Annotated in this window: 15 protein-coding genes; 10 read left to right on the forward strand and 5 right to left on the reverse strand. The window is 60.7% G+C overall.

The features are described 5' to 3' along the window. Positions 1-15 precede the first annotated feature (15 nt). Genes trkA through def form a run of 4 tightly spaced genes read right to left on the reverse strand, consistent with a single transcriptional unit; the run spans position 16 to position 4,245 of the window. Positions 16-1,392 (reverse strand): Trk system potassium transporter TrkA, encoded by a 1,377-nt coding sequence (gene trkA, locus CAG02_RS07835; RefSeq protein ID WP_085713086.1) that lies wholly within the window; start codon positions 1,390-1,392, stop codon positions 16-18. Positions 1,393-1,414: 22 nt separating this feature from the next. Beyond that, complete coding sequence (gene rsmB, locus CAG02_RS07840) at positions 1,415-2,725, reverse strand: 16S rRNA (cytosine(967)-C(5))-methyltransferase RsmB (protein WP_085713085.1); 1,311 nt, start codon at positions 2,723-2,725, stop codon at positions 1,415-1,417. Then, positions 2,722-3,681 (reverse strand): methionyl-tRNA formyltransferase, encoded by a 960-nt coding sequence (gene fmt / locus CAG02_RS07845; protein ID WP_085713084.1) that lies wholly within the window; start codon positions 3,679-3,681, stop codon positions 2,722-2,724. The genes rsmB and fmt overlap by 4 nt, the downstream gene beginning before the upstream one ends. A gap of 57 nt (positions 3,682-3,738) precedes the next feature. Then, a complete protein-coding gene (gene def / locus CAG02_RS07850; protein WP_085713083.1) occupies positions 3,739-4,245 on the reverse strand; it encodes a peptide deformylase in 507 nt (168 codons plus the stop codon). 169 nt (positions 4,246-4,414) lie between these two features. On the opposite strand from def, the gene CAG02_RS07855 reads away from it, so the two are divergent. From CAG02_RS07855 to CAG02_RS07890, 8 genes are all read left to right on the forward strand, one after another. Further along, on the forward strand, positions 4,415-5,440 hold the full coding sequence (locus tag CAG02_RS07855) for a LysM peptidoglycan-binding domain-containing protein (RefSeq protein ID WP_085713082.1): 1,026 nt from the start codon (positions 4,415-4,417) through the stop codon (positions 5,438-5,440). Positions 5,441-5,519: 79 nt separating this feature from the next. Beyond that, positions 5,520-6,620 carry a DNA-processing protein DprA gene (dprA, locus tag CAG02_RS07860; RefSeq protein WP_085713081.1) on the forward strand — a complete coding sequence of 367 codons (1,101 nt, stop codon included), beginning with the start codon at positions 5,520-5,522 and terminating at the stop codon, positions 6,618-6,620. Positions 6,621-6,674: 54 nt separating this feature from the next. After that, complete coding sequence (locus CAG02_RS07865) at positions 6,675-7,232, forward strand: L-threonylcarbamoyladenylate synthase (protein WP_085713080.1); 558 nt, start codon at positions 6,675-6,677, stop codon at positions 7,230-7,232. 272 nt (positions 7,233-7,504) lie between these two features. Then, positions 7,505-8,167, forward strand: coding sequence for a hypothetical protein (locus CAG02_RS07870; RefSeq protein WP_085713079.1), 663 nt, complete (start codon positions 7,505-7,507; stop codon positions 8,165-8,167). Further along, on the forward strand, positions 8,145-8,879 hold the full coding sequence (locus CAG02_RS07875) for an iron-containing redox enzyme family protein (protein ID WP_085713078.1): 735 nt from the start codon (positions 8,145-8,147) through the stop codon (positions 8,877-8,879). The genes CAG02_RS07870 and CAG02_RS07875 overlap by 23 nt, the downstream gene beginning before the upstream one ends. Before the next feature lie 42 nt (positions 8,880-8,921). Continuing rightward, positions 8,922-10,016: a DUF3419 family protein gene (locus CAG02_RS07880; RefSeq protein ID WP_085713077.1), complete on the forward strand. Its 1,095-nt coding sequence runs from the start codon at positions 8,922-8,924 to the stop codon at positions 10,014-10,016. Continuing rightward, positions 10,013-11,281, forward strand: a complete 1,269-nt coding sequence (locus CAG02_RS07885; protein WP_085713076.1) for an aminotransferase class I/II-fold pyridoxal phosphate-dependent enzyme — start codon at positions 10,013-10,015, stop codon at positions 11,279-11,281. Before CAG02_RS07880 ends, CAG02_RS07885 begins: the two co-directional genes overlap by 4 nt. Continuing rightward, the gene (locus CAG02_RS07890; RefSeq protein WP_085713075.1) at positions 11,271-12,569 is read left to right on the forward strand and encodes a phenylacetate--CoA ligase family protein; all 1,299 of its coding nucleotides are present in this window, start codon (positions 11,271-11,273) and stop codon (positions 12,567-12,569) included. Before CAG02_RS07885 ends, CAG02_RS07890 begins: the two co-directional genes overlap by 11 nt. 23 nt (positions 12,570-12,592) lie before the next feature. Here the strand turns inward: CAG02_RS07890 and CAG02_RS07895 are convergent, their stop codons facing one another. Beyond that, positions 12,593-13,570, reverse strand: coding sequence for an NADPH:quinone reductase (locus tag CAG02_RS07895; protein WP_085713074.1), 978 nt, complete (start codon positions 13,568-13,570; stop codon positions 12,593-12,595). A 152-nt stretch (positions 13,571-13,722) separates the two neighbouring features. Here CAG02_RS07895 and hemF point away from each other — a divergent pair, with 152 nt between their 5' ends. Together hemF and aroE are read left to right on the forward strand one after the other, a co-directional pair. After that, positions 13,723-14,637 carry an oxygen-dependent coproporphyrinogen oxidase gene (hemF, locus tag CAG02_RS07900; protein WP_085713073.1) on the forward strand — a complete coding sequence of 305 codons (915 nt, stop codon included), beginning with the start codon at positions 13,723-13,725 and terminating at the stop codon, positions 14,635-14,637. Between the two features lie 9 nt (positions 14,638-14,646). Next, the gene (gene aroE, locus CAG02_RS07905; protein WP_085713072.1) at positions 14,647-15,468 is read left to right on the forward strand and encodes a shikimate dehydrogenase; all 822 of its coding nucleotides are present in this window, start codon (positions 14,647-14,649) and stop codon (positions 15,466-15,468) included. The last annotated feature ends 87 nt before the right edge of the window (positions 15,469-15,555 follow it).

A 15,555-nucleotide genomic window follows, 5' to 3' on the forward strand; every position in this document is an offset into this window, starting at 1 on the left:
TCGCCTCTTGGTCGGTCAGAAGAAACTCAGGCCCACGTGGAACAGCTTCTCTACGTCGCGAATATGCTTTTTATCCACAAGGAACAGGATTACGTGGTCGCCGGCAGCGATCACCGTGTCGTCGTGGGCGATGATCACTTCTTCATCGCGGATGATCGCGCCGATGGTGGTGCCCGGCGGCAGGGCGATGTTTTCGATGGCCTTGCCGATGACCTTGCTCGACTTCGAATCACCATGGGCCACCGCTTCGATGGCTTCCGCCGCGCCCCGGCGCAACGAGTGCACGCTGACGATATCGCCACGGCGCACGTGGGCCAGCAAGGTGCCGATGGTCGCCAGTTGCGGGCTGATGGCGATGTCGATGTCGCCGCCCTGGATCAGGTCGACGTAGGCCGGGTTGTTGATGATCGTCATTACCTTCTTCGCACCCAGACGCTTGGCCAGCAGCGACGACATGATGTTGGCTTCGTCATCGTTGGTCAGGGCGAGGAAGATGTCCGCGTCGGCAATGTTCTCTTCCAGCAGCAAGTCGCGATCCGACGCACTGCCCTGCAGCACCACGGTGCTGTCGAGGGTGTCGGAGAGATAGCGGCAACGCGCCGGGTTCATCTCGATGATCTTCACCTGGTAACGGCTTTCGATGGCCTCGGCCAGGCGTTCGCCGATCTGCCCGCCGCCGGCGATGACGATGCGTTTGTAGGTTTCGTCGAGACGGCGCATTTCGCTCATCACCGCGCGAATGTTCTCACGGGCAGCGATGAAGAAGACTTCGTCGTCCGCTTCGATCACCGTGTCGCCCTGAGGAAGAATCGGACGGTCACGACGGAAAATGGCGGCGACGCGGGTTTCCACATTCGGCATGTGTTCGCGCAACTGGCGCAGTTGCTGCCCCACCAGCGGCCCACCGTAATAGGCGCGCACCGCCACCAGTTGCGCCTGGCCTTCGGCGAAGTCGATTACCTGCAAGGCGCCGGGATGCTGGATAAGGCGCTTGATGTAGTTGGTGACCACTTGCTCGGGGCTGATCAGCACGTCGACCGGAATCGCTTCGTTCTGGAACAGTTGCTCCTCGCGGGTCAGGTACGAGGCTTCGCGTACCCGGGCGATCTTGGTCGGGGTGTGGAACAGGGTGTGGGCAACCTGGCAGGCGACCATGTTGGTTTCGTCACTGTTGGTCACCGCCACCAGCATGTCGGCGTCGTCGGCGCCGGCCTGACGCAGCACGGTCGGCAGCGAGCCACGGCCCTGCACGGTGCGGATATCGAGACGGTCGCCAAGGTCGCGCAGACGGTCGCCATCGGTGTCGACCACGGTGATGTCGTTGGCTTCGCTGGCCAGATGTTCAGCCAGCGAACCGCCGACCTGCCCTGCACCGAGGATGATGATTTTCAACCCGTCACTCCATTGAATCCGTTTAGCCGCGCGCGGCAGCGATCTTGATCAGCTTGGCGTAGTAGAACCCGTCATGCCCGCCCTGCTGGGCCAGCAACTGGCGACCATGAGGCTGTTTGATCCCGGCGGCGGTGGCCAGATCCAGTTCCCGGGCGCCCGGCGTGCGTTCAAGGAACGCGGCGATGACTTCGGTGTTCTCGGTCGGCAAGGTCGAGCAGGTGGCGTAGAGCAGGATGCCGCCCACTTCGAGGGTTTTCCACATCGCGTCGAGCAACTCGCCTTGCAGTTGCGCGAGGGCGGCGATGTCGTCGGCCTGACGGGTCAGCTTGATGTCCGGATGACGGCGGATCACCCCGGTGGCCGAGCACGGCGCGTCGAGCAGGATGCGCTGGAACGGTTTGCCGTCCCACCACGCGGCCGTGTCGCGACCGTCGGCGGCGATCAGCTCAGCACTCAGACCGAGGCGTTCGAGGTTTTCCTTCACCCGCACCAGACGCTTGGCTTCCAGATCCACCGCCACCACACCGGCCAGCGCCGGTTCGGCTTCGAGGATGTGGCAGGTCTTGCCGCCCGGTGCGCAGCAGGCGTCCAGCACTCGCTGGCCCGGCGCGAGATCGAGCAGGTCGGCGGCCAGTTGTGCGGCTTCGTCCTGCACGCTGATCCAGCCTTCGGTGAAGCCCGGCAGGCTGCGCACGTCGGCGGCTGCGTCGAGGACGATGCCGTCGCGGCTGAAGGTGCACGGCTGCGCGGCGATGCCCGCTTCAGTCAGCAGACCGAGGTAGGCGTCGCGGCTGTGATGACGGCGGTTGACTCGCAGAATCATCGGCGGATGCGCGTTGTTCGCCTCGCAAATCGCTTCCCATTGCTCAGGCCAGAAGGCCTTGAGGGATTTCTGCAGCCAGCGCGGGTGGGCGGTGCGCACTACCGGGTCACGTTCCAGTTCGGCGAAGATCGCCTCATGTTCGCGTTGGGCGTTGCGCAGTACGGCATTCAGCAGGCCCTTGGCCCACGGCTTCTTGAGTTTGTCGGCGCAACCGACGGTTTCGCCGATGGCGGCGTGAGCCGGGACGCGGGTGTAGAGCAATTGATAGAGACCGACCAGCAGCAACGCCTCGACATCGGCGTCGGCAGCCTTGAACGGCTTCTGCAGCAGCTTTTCCGCCAGCGCCGACAAACGGGGCTGCCAACGGGCGGTGCCGAACGCCAGATCCTGGGTGAAACCGCGATCGCGATCCTCGACCTTGTCCAGTTGCGTCGGCAGGGAGCTGTTGAGCGAAGCCTTGCCGCTCAGGACGGCGGCGAGTGCCTTGGCGGCGGCCAGACGCGGGTTCATTGCGCGTCCACCGCTGCGCCAAGCACCGTGCCGGTGGCGAATTTCTCACGACGGCTGTTGAACAGATCGCTGAAGTTCAGCGCCTTGCCGCCGGGCAATTGCAGGCGGGTCAGGCACAGCGCCTTATCGCCACAGGCGACGAGCAGGCCGTCCTTGCTGGCGCCGAGGATGGTGCCTGGTGCGCCTTTGCCTTCGGCCAGTGTCGCCGCCAGCACTTTCAGGGCTTCGCCGTTGAGCGTGCTGTGGGTGATCGGCCATGGATTGAAGGCGCGGACCAGACGTTCCAGCTCGACGGCCGGGCGACTCCAGTCGATGCGCGCTTCGTCCTTGTTCAGTTTGTGGGCGTAGGTGGCGAGGTCGTCGTTCTGCACTTCGCCTTGCAGGGTGCCGGCGGCCAGACCGGCAATCGCTTGCACGACGGCTGGCGGGCCCAGTTCGGCGAGGCGGTCATGCAGGCTGCCGCCAGTGTCGTCGGCGCTGATCGGGGTCACGACTTTAAGCAGCATCGGTCCGGTATCGAGGCCGGCTTCCATGCGCATCACGGTCACGCCGCTCTCGGCGTCGCCTGCTTCTACGGCGCGCTGGATCGGCGCCGCCCCGCGCCAGCGTGGCAGCAGCGAGGCGTGGCTGTTGATGCAGCCCAGGCGCGGAATATCCAGCACCGCTTGCGGCAGGATCAGGCCGTAGGCGACCACCACCATCAAGTCCGGCTTCAACGCTGCGAGCTCGGCCTGAGCGTCAGCGTTGCGCAGGGTCGGCGGCTGCAACACCTGGATATCATTTTCCAGAGCGAGCTGTTTGACCGGGCTCGGCATCAGTTTTTGCCCACGACCGGCCGGACGATCCGGTTGGGTGTAGACCGCGACGATCTCGTAAGGGCTGTCCAGCAGGGCCTTGAGGTGTTCGGCGGCGAATTCCGGGGTACCGGCAAAAACGATGCGCAGTGGCTCAGTCATGGGGGGAATCTCATAAAAAGAAAAAGGCTTGCCGCAGCAAGCCTTTGGAGAGGGGCATCAAGCGTTCTGGCGGTGCTGCTTTTCCAGTTTCTTCTTGATCCGGTCGCGTTTGAGCGTGGACAGGTAATCGACGAACAACTTGCCGTTGAGGTGGTCGCATTCGTGCTGGATGCACACCGCGAGCAGGCCTTCGGCGATCAGTTCGTAAGGCTGGCCGTCACGGTCCAGAGCCTTGATCTTGACCTTCTGCGGGCGGTCGACGTTTTCGTAGAAGCCCGGCACCGAGAGGCAGCCTTCCTGGTATTGCTCCATTTCGTCGGTCAGCGGTTCGAACTCGGGGTTGATGAACACCCGGGGTTCGGTGCGGTCTTCGGAAAGGTCCATCACGACGATACGTTTGTGCACGTTGACCTGGGTCGCGGCGAGGCCGATGCCCGGCGCTTCATACATTGTTTCAAACATGTCATCGACCAGCTGACGCACTTCGTCGTCCACTACAGCCACAGGTTTGGCGATAGTGCGCAGACGCGGGTCCGGAAATTCGAGGATGTTCAAAATGGCCATAAGCTTGATTGCTGCACGTGTGAGGTAAAGTCGGGCGATGGCCTGGCGGGTCCGAAGATGCAGGCTACCGTTGTGAAACGTAGCTCCTTGCTTTTCAGCATAGAGCAGGGAGCGAGCCACGGGGGCTCTGGCGTTTCACGCGAACGCACATGATAAAGGGATTCACCGCATGAGGAAATCACTACTCGCCCTGCTGTTTCTGGCCTCGGCCGGCACCGCGCACGGGCAAGTGCAACTCAAGGAAGGTTTTCCACAGCAATACACGGTGGTTTCGGGGGACACACTCTGGGATATCTCCGGAAAGTACCTGCGCGAACCCTGGCAGTGGCCACAGTTGTGGCGGGCCAATCCGCAGATCGAAAACCCCAACCTGATCTATCCGGGCGACACCCTGACGCTCAGTTACGTCAACGGCCAGCCACGCCTGACCCTCAATCGCGGGGAATCGCGCGGCACGATCAAGCTGTCGCCACGGATCCGCAGCAGCCCGGTGGCCGAGGCGATTCCGAGCATTCCGCTGAAATCCATCAACAGCTTTCTGCTGAGCAACCGCATCGTCGACAAGGTCGAGGACTTCGACAAGGCGCCGTACATCGTCGCCGGTGATGCCGAACGCGTGCTCAGCGGCACCGGCGACCGGATCTTCGCCCGCGGCCATTTCGATCCGAACCAGCCGGTCTACGGCATCTTCCGTCAGGGCAAGGTCTACACCGATCCGCAGAGCAAGGAGTTTCTGGGGATCAACGCCGATGATATCGGCGGCGGTGAAATCGTCGCCACCGAGGGCGACGTCGCCACCCTCGCCCTGCAACGCACCACCCAGGAAGTGCGCCTCGGCGACCGTCTGTTCAGTGGCGAAGAACGCTCGATCAACTCGACCTTCATGCCCAGCGCGCCCACCAGCGACATCAACGGCCTGATCATCGATGTGCCACGGGGCGTCACGCAGATCGGCGCAATGGACGTGGTGACCCTGAACAAGGGCAAACGCGACGGTCTGGCCGAGGGCAACGTGCTGGTGGTGATGAAAACCGGGGAAACCGTGCGCGACCGGATCACCGGAAAACCACTGAAGATCCCTGATGAACGAGCCGGATTGCTGATGGTGTTCCGCACCTACGACAAGCTCAGCTACGGCCTGGTATTGAACGCATCGCGCTCGCTGGCGGTGCTGGACAAGGTGCGAAATCCTTAGCTGGCTTCACAAGTTACCAACAGAGTTATCCACAGCTTGTTCCGAAAGGTTCGGGGCTTATAACGATCAAGGATGATCCATGATGATGTCTGTCTGTACGCCGGTTTCCCCTGCGGAACTGGAAGCGCGCTTGCGCCTGCACCGCCTGCCGGAAATCGGCCCCAAGCGTTTTGCCCGATTGCTCGAAGCGTTCGGCTCCGCCTCCAAAGCCATCAGTGCGCCGGCCAGTGCCTGGCGTTCGTTGGGGTTGCCGGTGGCAAGTGCCGAAGCGCGCCGTTGTCCTGAAGTACGCGACGGCGCGAGCCGCGCATTGGCCTGGCTAGAGCGCCCGGGCCAGCATTTGCTGATGTGGGATCAGCCGGATTACCCGGCTTTGCTGGCGCAGATTGCCGACCCGCCACCGCTGCTGTTCGTTGCCGGTGCCCCGCTGATCCTGGAAAAACCGCAACTGGCGATGGTCGGCAGTCGCCGCGCCTCACGGCCGGGAATGGACACCGCCACGGCGTTTGCCCGCAGCCTGGCCGGGGCCGGTTTCGTCATTACCAGTGGCCTGGCGCTGGGCATTGATGCGGCTGTGCATCAGGCCGCGCTCGACGTCGGCGGGCAAACCGTCGGCGTGCTGGGCACCGGTCTGGAAAAATTTTATCCACAGCGCAACCGACGGCTGGCGGACACGATGATTGCCTCGGGCAGTGCGGTAATTTCGGAGTTTCCACTGGATGCCGGACCGACCGCGAGCAACTTCCCCAGGCGCAACCGGATCATCAGCGGTTTGTCCCTCGGCGTACTGGTGGTCGAGGCCAGCGTGGCCAGCGGCTCGTTGATCACCGCTCGACTGGCGGCGGAGCAGGGGCGCGAGGTGTACGCGATTCCGGGTTCGATCCACCACCCCGGCGCGCGCGGTTGTCATCAATTGATCCGCGATGGCGCGGTGCTGGTGGAAACCATCGAACATATTCTCGAAGCCTTGCGCGGCTGGCAGCACCTGTCGGTGTCCGCAACCGCACCAAGTACCGATAACCCGTTGTTGCGGCTATTGCACGCCGCACCTCATACCAGCGAGGGGTTGGCCGACAGCAGTGGCTGGGCGTTGCCCAAAGTACTGGCAGCATTGACCGAACTGGAGATGGAGGGCCGCGCCGTATGCGAAAACGGTCGCTGGTTTGCGCGGGTAAGCTAGGTTTTACATTGAAGATCGGTAAACTGCGCGAAACCTGTTTGCGGAGAGTTTTTCATGGTCAACAGTTGGCGTGTGCAACAAGCCGCACGAGAGATTCGCGCCGGGGCGGTGATTGCCTATCCAACCGAAGCCGTCTGGGGGCTGGGGTGCGATCCATGGAATGAAGAAGCGGTGGATCGCCTGTTGGCGATCAAGAACCGTTCGGTGGACAAAGGGTTGATCCTGGTCGCCGACAACATTCGTCAGTTCGACTTCCTGTTCGAGGATTTTCCTCAGGACTGGATCGACCGCATGGCCAGTACCTGGCCGGGGCCGAACACCTGGCTGGTGCCGCATCAGAACCTGTTGCCGGAGTGGGTGACCGGGGTGCATGACACCGTGGCGCTGCGGGTCAGCGATCATCCGCAGGTGCGGGACTTGTGCTCGCTGGTCGGACCGTTGATCTCGACATCGGCCAACCCGCAAGGCCGGCCAGCGGCGAAGACTCGCTTGCGGGTCGAGCAGTATTTCCGTGGTCAGGTCGATCTGGTGTTGGGCGGAATGCTCGGCGGGCGCAAGAATCCGAGCCTGATCCGCGATCTGGCGACTGGCAAGGTTGTGCGTCCGGCCTGATAATACCCTTGGTTAATTCTGTGAGTACTCCTTGGCTTTCATGGCCAGGAGTACTACGCGTGCCTGCGATTTTTCCTTCATGTAACTGAACATACTGACCGGTTTTTCGGTTTGATTTTTTCCTTTCTATGTCAGATGAATCGGTAAGTATTCATTTGTTGTAATTTTTCCGACGTTATTCTCAGAAGCTGCACAGTGGCGGTTTTTCTAAAAACATTCATTATTTCAATGCGCTCAGAAAACTTCGAAAAGTTAACGGCTGCGGAGAAGAAATGGATATCAGGTATTTGCAATTAACGGACTGTCTGCAGGCATTACAGGCGACCTTGAAAAGTCGTTATGAAAGTTATCGTATCGTTATTCTTGAGGCAGGCTCGGATACGCGAGAGTTTGAACAGTTTGTTGTTCGTCATTTTCGACTGCGATTGCAGCACTACATGTTGACGCCCAAAGCCAGACTGTTTGAAACACGCCTGGCAATTGCCTCGCGCAGTACCCACTTTTTGCTGTATCTGCACGACAGACCCATGGCTGTATTGAGAGTCACGCCTGCGCCGTTCGAATGGGCATCACTGACGCAGCAGCATGTTTCTCCCACGGTGGCGCTATCGCGCCATGTCGAGTTCAGCCGCTTGATCAGCCACTCGCAAAATCAGTTCCCGATGTTGGTCAACGGCCTGCTGGCGGCTGCCACGGAATGGGCGATCAGGCACGGTCATGAAGGCGTCACCGCCCTCTGCCGATCACCGCAACGGCGATTCTTCCAGCGCTTCGGCCTGACGCCGATCACTACCGACGCTCTGCACATCGAACACCGCAAGCGTGGTGATTACTGGCTGCTTTCAGCTCAATGGCAGCAGATTTTCGCCGCACTTCAACAACCCACTCACCTGCCATCGGAGAAACACGTTGATGAATGCGCCCCTCAGTTTTAACCAACAGTTGAGCCTGCTCGATGAGCGAATCGAAAAGTCATGGGCCGATATTCTGGAGAATTCGCGTCTGGTTAAAGCCATTCGCGAAGGTGAAGTTTCCAGAGTGTTATATGCGATCTACATGATCGAAACCTTTCACTACACGGCACACAATGCGCGAAATCAAGGATTGGTGGGTGTGCGACATGCAGATAATCCGGTGTATGCAAAGTTCTGTTTTGAACATGCGGCACAGGAAGTCGGTCATGAAAAGATGGCATTGCACGATGTCATGAGCCTTGGTCTGAAGCATGACGTGTTCGATATTCCATCTGCACTTCCAGAGACTGAAGTACTGATTGCCTATTTGTACTGGATTTCCTTTACCGGTAATCCGCTACAGCGACTGGGTTATAGCTACTGGGCAGAAAATGCCTACCAGTTCATTACGCCACTTATCAACCGTCTGAGTGAATCGCTGGAGCTGAAACCGGCTCAGCTGACGTTCTTCGTTGCACATTCCGACATCGATATCGAGCACTTCAACGAAATCAAACTCATGCTGCAGCGTACCTGCAAGCGTCAGGACGATTGGGATGCCATTGCCATCGTCATGGAAACCAGCCTGCGCCTGACCGGCAACATGCTTGAGGCCGTTTATGAGCAATACGAGGCCTGGCAAAACGGGCTGGCGCCCCGCTATGACTTTCTCCACGCCCTGGACAGCCAATGAAGATCTCGTGCCCATGTTCCTATCAGGTGGCTGGAGGCAGGCATGGCTGACTATTTCGACCAGCTCAACTACACGCTGGGGGATGAAGACACCGTGCTTGAGTACGCGATCCTGCCCAGGCATGCCCGACACGTGCTGGGTATTGCCGGATGCGGCGGGCGCCTGTTGCCGCTGCTGGCCGCAAATCCGTTACGCATGACCTGTAGCGACATCAGTGCGCCGCAACTGGCGTTCACCCGGTTGCGTCTGGCGTTGCTGGAACAGACCGATCACGAGTCGTTCATGGAGTTCATGGGCTATCGGATGGAAAGTCTCAGAGCACGGCGCCGATCCATTTTTCAGCAATTGATTTTGCCGCCCGCGGATCGTCGCTGGTTGTTCGGGTTATTCCAGTCCAGGCAATGGGACGCGCCGATTTACATGGGCGCATTCGAGCAGACTCTGAAGCGGCTGGCGAAGATCACCGGACTGTTCACCGGCAAGGCGGGCCGGGGCATTTTTCAGTACGGCTGCCTTGAAGAACAAACGGAATATTACCGAAAGCGCTTTCCACTCAAACGCTGGAAGGTCGTGATCGCTTTGCTGGGCAACGCAGCAGTGCTCAATTCGCTGTTGTACAAAGGTTCGTTTCCCCCCAACAACCTTGGTATCAGTTCCCGTGCGGCCTATCTGGAAATTTTCCACAGGCTGTTCACCTCTCAGGTGGTACGGGAGAGCTTTTTCCTGCAAATGCTGTTTTTCGGTGAGCTGCGTTATCCGCAAGGCTTTCCGCTGGAGTGTGATCCGCAGATTTTCCAGCGTGCCCGTGAGGGGCTTCAGCAGTGCGAGTTACGCGTTGTGCAGGCTGACATCCTCGACTGTGTTGCCGGGGAAACAGGCATCGATTTCGTATCTCTGTCGGACGTGCCTTCCTTCATGCCCGAAACGGCTGGTGCCCATGTTCTCCAGAACCTGGCCCCGGCGCTGGCAGAAAACGCGCGGGTGGTCATGCGTGGCCATTTGCATGTGGTTCAACCCGATTGTGCAGGTTTCTGCGATATCACCCATCAGTACCAGGCAGAGATCGCACAAGAAAAAACCCAGCTCTGGCGTGTGCAGGTCTATCGCCGGACAGCTGCTATGCAGGTATCCCGATGAACACCATTCAACCGAGCGTCAATTGGGTCAAAAACCGTGTCCGGCAATCTCGTGACGATCAGCAGCAATTATTCGATGCCGGGCTGAACGGTCTGAAACTGGTCAAGCGTGAAGGCAAGGAGATCGAACTCGACAGCGGCGAACGGCTGACGGAGTTTCTCTCATGTTCTTACCTGGGGCTGGAGTGTGATCCACGCTTGATTCACGGAGCCGTGAGCGCCGCCGAAGCCTTCGGTGTGCAGTTTGCTGCGGCGCGAACCCGAGTCCTGTTGCCTCCCATGCGTGAGCTGGATGAACAACTGAGCCGGATATTTCAGGGGCATACGGTTACCTTCAACTCGGTAGGCAGCGCGCATCTTGGCTGCCTGCCGCTGCTCGGCTCCGGTGAGATGCCCTCCTACCCCTTGAGGCGTGGTCCCTGCTGGATTGTTGACCGCGCGGCGCATGCCTCGATGCAGGTGCTGCAGGGCATTCTCTGGCAGTTCGGTCCGGTACAGCGCTGCGATTGCAATGATGTGGAGCAAGTGGAGGATGCGTGTCTGGCGGCGGTCGCAGCGGGTAACACGCCCATCATCCTGACCGACAGCATTGGCTCGATGCGCGGTGTGTATCCGGTCAACCGCCTGTTGCAGCTGGCGGAGCGTTTTGACGGTTATCTTTATGCGGATGATGCCCACGGCACTTCGATCCACGGAGTGACAGGGGGTGGGTATGCATTGGCCGCTGCTGAAGAACGGCTGCGCGGTCGGCTGATCCTTCTGTCGTCGCTGTCCAAGGCATTCGGTGCAACCGGTGGCGCGATCACCGTGCGTACGGCGGCGGATGCCGAGCTGATACGCAGCCACGCCTCGACTTATACCTTTGGCGGACCGCTTTCCATGGCTGGAGTGGGCGCGGCAGTTGCCTCCGGGAAAATCCACCTGTCGCCGGAGCTGGGTCAATTGCAGGCCGCTCTGTGGCGAAATATCGCCGTGATCGACGGCCTGCTTGGGCCGGTGCTGGGCAATCATCAGGTCGAGTCCCCCATTCGTTTTGTCCGCGTCGGAGCCGAGAGAGATGCAATCTGTCTGGCGCAGCATTTGCGTCGGCAGGGCATGGCGGTCACTACCGCACTGTTTCCGGTAGTGGCCAAGGGCGAGGCGATTTTGCGTCTGGCCATCAGCGCGAGCCACAGTCAGCGCCAGTTGGAATCTCTGGCGAGTTCCGTCCGTAGCGGATTCGAGGAGTTGGGCATTCGTCAGGGAGGATGGGCTAATGAGCAATGATCCACTGATGGATTTATCAGCCGAGGCGCTTGCACAAAAATTGGCTCACGCGCGTTCTCTGCCGTGGTTCCGCGCGCTGTATCCCCGGATCCTGGAGGTGCAGACATTGGCTGATCTGCATCGACTGCCGGTTCTGGCAGTGGAAGACGAGTTCGGCGGTGAGCTGTTTTCCGCGCTCGGTGATGCGTCGCACCGAGCACCCGGTGGCGGACTGACCCTGACCTCGGGAGGGAGCACCGGCAATCGCAAACAGATCACCCATTCCTGGGCGTTCAACGCCGCGATCGTGCCTCTGGGGGCACGGATGTTTGATGTGGCGGACGAGCATCCGGAGGTGGTCATCAACTGCCTGACGGCCGGTGAAATGCAGGGTGCGTTTCATTACGCGACAGCCATTGTCCAGCACATTGGCGCACGCTTGTTGCCCGCCGGCTCACAGATGGGTGTTCAGCGCATTGCCGAGCTGATTCAGTCGCACGCGGCCGATGCGCTGATGTGCACCCCTTCTTTCGCCGCTGCGTTGTTCAATCATGAAAACGTTGGTTCAGAACAGTTGGGCAGTCTGAGGTGGCTTTACTACATTGGAGAACCCTGCAGTAAAACGCTGCGCAACCAATTGGCTCGGGATTGGCCGAAGCTGAAAATTCGCTCGTTGGGCTACAGCTCGACGGAAACGGGTCCCATCGGCTTTCAGTGTGCACACCTTGAACATGGTTTTTATCATTTGCATGCCGACGCGATGCTGGTCGAAGTGATTGATCCCCTGACCCTGCAGGCCGTGGCAGAAGAAGAGACCGGTGAGTTTCTGCTGACGCCCCTGCTGCCCGATCATGCGCCGCTGTTTCGCTACAGGATCGGGGATCGTGGGCGAATCCTGCGCACGGTGACGAATTGTGCCTGTGGCAGCTCCATGCCGGTTCTGGCCCTTGAGGGACGGGTCGAAACATCGATCAAACTGGGCGGGGCGATCATCACTCAGTCACAGGTATTGCACGTACTTCGGCAGCTCTTGCCTGAATTGGACACTGCAGATGTCCAGGTGCAGATCGATCGACAGCCTGGTGGAGCGCACATGCGTCTGGCTATCGCCGAGGACAGGCTGACTGCCGTCGCGCATACCTTCATCGAAGGTGCGTTGCAGGTCGAAGGGCAAGCGAGCGCATTGCTCAGTCTGCCCGGTGTATTGGGGCTGGAGGTGAAGCGTCTTGCCCGTCAGGGATTTGAAACGACATTGACCGGCAAGACACCGTTTTTTGCAGAGTTGCCACAGACTCCGACCAAGTCATGACGATTGGCCGGAGAGATCTGCCGTCAGGGCAGCAGAACGGTGGAACCGGTGGTGCGTCGCGCCGACAACTCGGTCTGCGCCTTCGCCGCATCAGCCAGTGCGTAACGCTGGCTGATATCCACTTTCAACTTGCCACTGGTGATCATCCCGAACAGCTCATCCGCCATGCGTTGCAGGTTTTCGGCATTGTTGGCGTAGGTCGCCAGGGTTGGCCGAGTCACGTACAGCGAACCTTTCGCCGCCAGAATCCCCAGGTTCACTCCGTCCACCGCACCCGAGGCGTTGCCGAAGCTCACCAGCAGACCGCGAGGCGCCACGCTGTCCAGCGAGGCCGGCCAGGTGTCTCTGCCGACGCCGTCGTACACAACCGGGACCTTTTTCCCGTCAGTCAATTCAAGCACCCGTTGGGCGACGTTTTCGTGGCTGTAATCGATGGTTTCCCAGGCGCCGTGGGCCTTGGCCAGTTCGGCTTTCGCTGGCGAGCTGACGGTGCCGATCAGCTTCACTCCCAGCGCTTTCGCCCATTGGCAGGCCAGCAAACCGACGCCGCCGGCCGCCGCGTGGAACAGAATGGTTTCGCCGCCCTTGAGTTCATAGGTCTGACGCAGCAGGTACTGCACGGTCAGGCCCTTGAGCATCACACCGGCGGCGGTTTCGAAGCTGATGGTGTCCGGCAGGTGCACCAGATTTGCCTCCGGCAGGACGTGCACGTCGCTGTACGCGCCCAGCGGGCCGCTGCCATAGGCCACGCGGTCGCCGACCTTGAACCGGGTGACGGCGCTGCCCACCGCCTCGACGATGCCCGCGCCTTCCGCCCCCACACCCGACGGCAATGCCGGTGGCGCGTACAACCCGCTGCGGTAGTAGGTGTCGATGAAGTTCAGGCCGATGGCCTTGTTGCTCACGCGAACCTGCTGCGGGCCGGGCTCGGCAGGCTGGTAGTCAACGTATTCGAGCACTTCGGGGCCGCCATGGGTGCGGAACTGGATTCGCTTGGCCATCTGCCTACTCCTTGGGACGATTTGGAAGGCCCCTATCGAACTCCCCTGCTTGATCTTCGTCAACTGCGGCGTGCCTACCTGCGATGGTATGCTACGCGCCCATTTGCGCCGCCCCTTTGCCCACGGGGCGATGCCCGATCCAAGGTGATGCCATGACGACCCGCACCGACGCCGTAAAGGCCTATCTGCTCGACCTGCAAGACCGCATCTGCGCGGCGCTGGAATCCGAAGACGGCGGCACGCGCTTCGTCGAAGACGCCTGGACCCGTGCGGCCGGCGGTGGCGGTCGCACCCGGGTGATCGAGAACGGCGCGGTGATCGAAAAGGGCGGCGTCAACTTTTCCCACGTCTTCGGCAGTGGTCTGCCACCGTCCGCCAGTGCCCATCGGCCGGAACTGGCCGGGCGTGGTTTCGAAGCTCTCGGCGTGTCGCTGGTGATCCACCCGCACAACCCGCATGTGCCGACGTCCCACGCCAACGTGCGCTTTTTCATCGCTGAAAAGGAAGGTGAAGAGCCGGTCTGGTGGTTCGGCGGCGGTTTTGACCTGACGCCGTACTACGGCAATGAAGAAGATTGCATCCACTGGCACCGCGTTGCCGAACAAGCCTGCGCGCCGTTCGGCCCGGACATCTATCCGCGCTACAAGGCCTGGTGCGACACCTATTTCCACATCAAGCATCGCCACGAACCACGCGGCATCGGTGGCCTGTTCTTCGATGACCTGAACGAGTGGGACTTCGACACCAGCTTCGCCTTCATGCGCGCCATCGGCGATGCGTACATCGACGCTTACCTGCCGATCGTGCAACGCCGCAAGAACGACGCGTTCACCGCCAAGCAGCGCGAGTTCCAGGAGTTCCGTCGCGGCCGCTATGTCGAGTTCAACCTGGTCTACGACCGTGGCACCCTGTTCGGTCTGCAGTCGGGCGGTCGCACCGAGTCGATCCTGATGTCGCTGCCGCCACAAGTGCGCTGGGCCTACGACTGGAAAGCCGAGCCGGGCAGCGAAGAGGCACGTCTGACCGAGTACTTCCTGCAAGACCGCGACTGGCTGGCCCAGGCCTGAGGATTTCTGATGGATCGTTACGTCGTTTTCGGTAACCCGATTGGCCACAGCAAGTCGCCGATGATTCACAAACTGTTCGCCGAACAGACCGGTCAGAGCCTCGACTACAGCACCCTGCTGGCACCGCTCGATGAATTTTCCGCCTGCGCCACGGCGTTTTTCCAGGAAGGTCGCGGCGCCAACGTGACCGTTCCTTTCAAGGAAGACGCCTACCGCCTGGCCAACAGCCTGACAGACCGTGCCCAACGCGCGGGCGCGGTGAACACCTTGAGCAAACTCGCCGACGGCAGCCTGCTCGGGGATAACACCGATGGCGCCGGGCTGGTGCGCGATCTTACGGTCAACGCCGGATTCAGCCTGACCGGCAAACGCATTCTGCTGCTCGGCGCCGGTGGCGCGGTACGGGGTGCGCTGGAGCCGTTGCTGGCGGAGAAACCGGCGTCGGTGATCATCGCCAACCGCACGGTGGACAAGGCCGAGCTGCTGGCCGAACTGTTCTGCGATCTCGGGCCAGTGTCGGCCAGCGGTTACGACTGGCTGCGCGAGCCGGTGGACGTGATCATCAACGCCACCTCCGCCAGCCTGACCGGCGACGTGCCGCCGATTGCAGAAAGCCTGATCGAACCGGGCCAGACCCTGTGCTACGACATGATGTACGGCAAGGAGCCGACCGCGTTCTGCCGCTGGGCCAGCGAGCATGGCGCGGGTGTGGTGATGGATGGCTTGGGCATGCTGGCGGAACAGGCGGCGGAAGCGTTTTTCCTGTGGCGGGGTGTGCGTCCCGACACGGCGGCGGTTCTGGCGGAGTTGCGTCGGCAGTTGGCGGAATAATACCTGTGGGAGCGAGCTTGCTCGCGATGACTTCGCCAGATCCAGCATCAATCTGACAGACAGACAGACAGACAGACAGACAGACAG

This window comes from Pseudomonas sp. R43(2017), from assembly GCF_002112345.1.
Classification (GTDB): Bacteria; Pseudomonadota; Gammaproteobacteria; order Pseudomonadales; family Pseudomonadaceae; genus Aquipseudomonas; species Aquipseudomonas kribbensis.

Bases quoted from the DNA above. Each gene is read 5' to 3' on its own strand.
- rsmB (WP_085713085.1), bottom strand. From the start codon at position 2,725: ATGAACCCGCGTCTGGCCGCCGCCAAGGCACTCGCCGCCGTCCTGAGC.
- fmt (WP_085713084.1), bottom strand. From the start codon at position 3,681: ATGACTGAGCCACTGCGCATCGTTTTTGCCGGTACCCCGGAATTCGCC.
- def (WP_085713083.1), bottom strand. From the start codon at position 4,245: ATGGCCATTTTGAACATCCTCGAATTTCCGGACCCGCGTCTGCGCACT.
- CAG02_RS07855 (WP_085713082.1), top strand. From the start codon at position 4,415: ATGAGGAAATCACTACTCGCCCTGCTGTTTCTGGCCTCGGCCGGCACC.
- dprA (WP_085713081.1), top strand. From the start codon at position 5,520: ATGATGATGTCTGTCTGTACGCCGGTTTCCCCTGCGGAACTGGAAGCG.
- CAG02_RS07865 (WP_085713080.1), top strand. From the start codon at position 6,675: ATGGTCAACAGTTGGCGTGTGCAACAAGCCGCACGAGAGATTCGCGCC.
- CAG02_RS07870 (WP_085713079.1), top strand. From the start codon at position 7,505: ATGGATATCAGGTATTTGCAATTAACGGACTGTCTGCAGGCATTACAG.
- CAG02_RS07875 (WP_085713078.1), top strand. From the start codon at position 8,145: ATGAATGCGCCCCTCAGTTTTAACCAACAGTTGAGCCTGCTCGATGAG.
- CAG02_RS07880 (WP_085713077.1), top strand. From the start codon at position 8,922: ATGGCTGACTATTTCGACCAGCTCAACTACACGCTGGGGGATGAAGAC.
- CAG02_RS07885 (WP_085713076.1), top strand. From the start codon at position 10,013: ATGAACACCATTCAACCGAGCGTCAATTGGGTCAAAAACCGTGTCCGG.
- CAG02_RS07890 (WP_085713075.1), top strand. From the start codon at position 11,271: ATGAGCAATGATCCACTGATGGATTTATCAGCCGAGGCGCTTGCACAA.
- CAG02_RS07895 (WP_085713074.1), bottom strand. From the start codon at position 13,570: ATGGCCAAGCGAATCCAGTTCCGCACCCATGGCGGCCCCGAAGTGCTC.
- hemF (WP_085713073.1), top strand. From the start codon at position 13,723: ATGACGACCCGCACCGACGCCGTAAAGGCCTATCTGCTCGACCTGCAA.
- aroE (WP_085713072.1), top strand. From the start codon at position 14,647: ATGGATCGTTACGTCGTTTTCGGTAACCCGATTGGCCACAGCAAGTCG.